The organism is Moorena sp. SIO4E2 (assembly GCF_010671945.1).
Classification (GTDB): domain Bacteria; phylum Cyanobacteriota; class Cyanobacteriia; order Cyanobacteriales; family Coleofasciculaceae; genus Moorena; species Moorena producens.
The window spans coordinates 1-4,063 of the sequence record NZ_JAAHIE010000606.1; the positions used below are offsets into that span (position 1 = coordinate 1).

Annotated in this window: 5 protein-coding genes and 1 pseudogene; all 6 read right to left on the bottom strand. The window is 43.9% G+C overall.

Going from position 1 to position 4,063, the window contains the following annotated elements:
* The coding region (locus F6K37_RS33935) for an FAD-dependent oxidoreductase (protein ID WP_287255134.1) at nucleotides 1–415 on the bottom strand (415 nt) is incomplete at its 3' end.
* Between the two features lie 99 nt (nucleotides 416–514).
* Nucleotides 515–1,252 carry an acyltransferase gene (locus F6K37_RS33940; RefSeq protein ID WP_287255136.1) on the bottom strand — a complete coding sequence of 246 codons (738 nt, stop codon included), beginning with the start codon at nucleotides 1,250–1,252 and terminating at the stop codon, nucleotides 515–517.
* A gap of 50 nt (nucleotides 1,253–1,302) precedes the next feature.
* Nucleotides 1,303–1,959 (bottom strand): class I SAM-dependent methyltransferase, encoded by a 657-nt coding sequence (locus F6K37_RS33945; protein WP_071103490.1) that lies wholly within the window; start codon nucleotides 1,957–1,959, stop codon nucleotides 1,303–1,305.
* Between the two features lie 65 nt (nucleotides 1,960–2,024).
* Nucleotides 2,025–3,011: an NAD-dependent epimerase/dehydratase family protein gene (locus F6K37_RS33950; protein WP_287255142.1), complete on the bottom strand. Its 987-nt coding sequence runs from the start codon at nucleotides 3,009–3,011 to the stop codon at nucleotides 2,025–2,027.
* An 89-nt stretch (nucleotides 3,012–3,100) separates the two neighbouring features.
* Nucleotides 3,101–3,829 (bottom strand): class I SAM-dependent methyltransferase, encoded by a 729-nt coding sequence (locus tag F6K37_RS33955; RefSeq protein ID WP_287255144.1) that lies wholly within the window; start codon nucleotides 3,827–3,829, stop codon nucleotides 3,101–3,103.
* A gap of 30 nt (nucleotides 3,830–3,859) precedes the next feature.
* Nucleotides 3,860–4,063 (bottom strand): annotated as a pseudogene (locus tag F6K37_RS33960) (hypothetical protein); the annotation flags it as partial.

The window sequence follows — 4,063 nt, forward strand, 5'->3', positions numbered from 1 at the left end:
TGCGGTTGGGTATGCATCGAGCTGAATCCTTAACCCGCCTTTGATCCCTACTCAATAGATCATAGATGGCAAAATACAGGGTCATGGTTTCTAATCCTTTGATGCCGTGCCCGTAAATTGGCAAGAGGTAAGGCTGCACATCTATCAAGTGGGGGGCGATCTGCATGAGTGTAGCACGTTCGCTAATGGATTCTCTCATCCGCTTAAAGTCAGCGTGCTGTAAATATCTAACCCCACTGTGAGCAATTTTGGCACTATTAGAAGAAGTAGCTCCTCCAAAATCCGCCCGTTCCAGGAGGGCAACTTTAAGACCACGAAGCGTAGCGTCCCAGGCAGATGCAGCGCCGTTGATTCCACCACCAACAATCAGGAGGTCGTATTCTTGTTGTGCTAATTTTTGAATGTTTCGCTTCATGTTAAACCTTAAAATATAGTGATTTTAATAAAAAATAGTTACTTCAAGTTCTGTTGGTTAATGGATCAGGTCTGAAGCTATCTAAAAGACAACAAACTTTTATGAGCAAACTTGTTCTCTTACTTTGGCAGGAACACCCATGGCCACTACACCAGCGGGAAGATCCTTAGTCACTACTGCTCCTGCCCCTACTACAGTGCGATCGCCAATGGATAGACCATCCAAAACCACAGCTTTAGTACCCAACCAACAGCCCTCCCCAATTAAGGTTGGTCCGTTCGTATAGCTACTTTGCTCTGCTAAGGGGACTTCGGACTTGTAATCATATCTACCGCCGCTCAAGATACAGTTGTATGCTGCTATCATTGTCCCTTTGCCAATTTTCACTAGACATTTGGAGTAGATTTGGCAATTGGCTCCAATATTGACCTGAGGTTGGATTTCAATATCCCCATCTTTGCAATAGATAATGGAATTGCGACCAACAAACACCCCATCCCCAAGGGAAATGCCTGAATTCGACTGCCCTTTGGCATCCAATACGCAGTTGTCGTCAATAATCACATTCTCACCAATCCGAATTTTGTGGGGATGACGGAGGGTTACCCCCCGTCCAAAGACCACCTTCGACCCCACCTCTCCCAAAATCAGGGGATAAAACTTGCTCCGCAGATAGAGCCCTAATGCTCCAGGCAAGTTCATCAAAAAGAAGGTAATTATTTCATACTTTAGGAAGCTCATCAGTTCGGTCTTTCCCACGACCAATGCTGCATACTGTTGCCAGCGGGGAATTTTACCCTTACTGACTTCCTTAACCTTGAAATTACCCTGTTCCATCTCAATGAAATCCTGATTTTTAGCAACAACTGATTACAGCAAAATACTCTTTATTTACTACATTCAAGTAACATCAAACCAGTAAATACTTTGTTATGATCCATAAATTTATTAACGGTCGTGATTTCACCAACAAGTTGTAATTCAGCTTCTGCTACCAGAGCCTTCATTTCTTTAGTGGTATAGTATTTAACGTGGCTTTTTTCAAAGTATCGCCGCCCCCGGTCTTGCAGCCAGATGGGAAAGGAGACATCTCTGGCTGAATCTAAAATTACAATCGAACCATCGTCTTTCAGAACTCGCTTCATCTCTGATAAAGCACGGACGGGGTTTTGATAATGATGAATAGAAAAGGTACAGATAATCGAGCTAAAGGATTGATCTTGATAGGGTATTTCCTCAGAATTAGCAACCTGGAACTCTATAGTTTGATTTTGCCCATTCCGAGTTTGAGCTAGGGCATTCTCGATCATCTTTGGAGAGATGTCGATGCCACAGGCTTTACCTGATTTGAGCTGTTTGGCAGCTTCTCTAACAGCCCAACCAGTACCGCAACCTACGTCCAAAAAGCTATCTCTTTCTGGAAGTTTTAGCTTGGACATGGCCATGGATTGGTAAAATGTGAACCAAGAGGAAATCCGGTCTTCACTGTATGAATTCGCCCACTCATCAAAACGGGCTGCTGCCTGCTGGCTATGACTGTTCATGTTTTATTTCTCTTTAATTTGTCCAAATTTGGTAAGTTACGCACACTGAAAGGTTTCTGCTACTTTCAAATGATGCCCTTTTCCCGATACCACTCAGCTGTTCGTACTAATCCGGTTGGAAGATCTACTTTAGGTTGGTAACCGAGATCCTGCTTAGCCTTTTCAATACTGAAGGCACGATTCTGCCGGAACCAATCAACCCGTCGCCGAAACAGAGGGGGATCGACTCTTGGGAAAGGCTTGTAGACCATCTCGGTGGCAAAGGCAACTGTCCAAAGGGGCCAGAACGGGAGATGGATCAGGTTTAGTTTAAGGTCAAGGGCTTTTGCGATCGCAGTAACCAAGTCATTGAGACTATGGTAGTTTTCATCAGCGATCAGGTATACCTCCCCGTTGCCTTTATCTGAATCCGCAGCCAGTTCAAAAGCATCGACTAGATTATCGATATACAAGGGGTGGTAATGAGACAGGCCATCGCCAAACATTAAGAAGCGTCCCTTATTCACCCGCTTGAACAGGATTGAAAACCGTTCCGGATCCCCAGGTCCGTAGATAGCGGCAGGTCTCAGGCTTACTACCTTTAACCCCTTCTCTACGAATTCAGGAATGATTTTTTCCCCTTCATATTTGGTGTATTGATAGTAATCCGCAGGGGCAATGGGCGCATCTTCACCAGCTGGTGTTTGCTTCACATCTCCGTGAACCCCACAGGTGCTACAGTATACAAACTTCTGCACCCCATACTTGAGAGCAGCCTCCAATAGGTAGCGTGTTCCCTCCACATTCACGTTCCAGTACACTGATTGGGGAAGGTTTACCTGGCGAAATGCTGCTGCTAAGTGGTGAACCACATCACAGCCTTGGGTCACTTTGTCTACAATATCTCGGTCAGCAACGCTACCCAGGTGAATTTCTGCTCCTAGTTCCTTGAGTTGATCAAAAAACAGACCTGGTTTATTGTCAAGGACAACAAGATCATGACCTTTTTGTATTAGGCGGCGTGTCAGATGGCTACCTGTAAAACCTGTGCCCCCTGTTACTAATATTCTCACGGTGTTCCTCCAATCAATCTACTTTAAAATGGTCAATTGTTAGTTTGGTGTGGGTATTTCCTTTTTATCGCTCATTTTGCGAATGCTCATCAGGTTTTATTGAGCTTCAAAATCACTGGTGATCCAAATACATAGGTTAGTCCTGATAGTTTTAATAATTGTTCCATAACTGATGACAGTAATGGAGATTTTAAAGCCCGATGAAGTACCATAGGCACAAAGAATTGGGGATAGCGCTCAGCTTTGCTCAGACCAATAGATTTAAAAAATTCTAGAAGCTCATGTTCCTTATAACAGATAAACTCTCGTGTATTTCCTTCCAACCCTTTCTTGAACTTAAAGAGATAAGGGGCAATAGCATTTACGCTCCTCACTGTAGGATAGTCTAGGATTACGGCTTGCTTTGCTACTCGATTTAGTTCTGTTAAAAAAGACTGCCATTGAGTGACATGAGCGAGGAATCGGTAGCTGATCACAACATCAAACGCTCCGTCTGGGTAAGGGAGATCCAAAACATTGCCCACCTTGAAGGAACAAAGATTAGCATCAAGAAAATTCTGAATCCTCCCTTTACAGACATCTGCACTACCAAGCACAGTGAGTTGATAACCATTTTGAATCAGAGCCCCGGTGAGTTGACCATGTCCTCCTCCCACATCAAGGATGGTGGCTTTAGGATAAGGAGTCAGCATTTTCAAGGTTGCGTCTTCCTGGACTTTCAGTAGCCAAGCCCCAATTTCTCCGGCAAAACGGGAGGCATAATCATCAGAAGATGTTTCGATATCGGCTGTTTCGGGAAAATCACCTGTAGAAACCACTGTTAAATTCCTTTAGTCATTTGTTTATTTTTAATTGCTATTTTTTCTAGACCGAATTGCTAATTGGTTACGAATAAATCGCCAGGGGTTTTCTAGAGAACCATACCCCTGAATAGGTGTCAGGGGATTGAGTAGCATTTCCTTGATATCTTTTCCTGGTTCTTCATTACTCAAGGAACCCTGGATAGTAAATCCAAAACTTCCAGGACGACAAGATTCAGAAGCCAAAGGAAG

Excerpts from the sequence above, each read along its gene's own strand:
- F6K37_RS33940 (WP_287255136.1), bottom strand. The coding sequence starts at position 1,252 with ATGGAACAGGGTAATTTCAAGGTTAAGGAAGTCAGTAAGGGTAAAATT.
- F6K37_RS33945 (WP_071103490.1), bottom strand. The coding sequence starts at position 1,959 with ATGAACAGTCATAGCCAGCAGGCAGCAGCCCGTTTTGATGAGTGGGCG.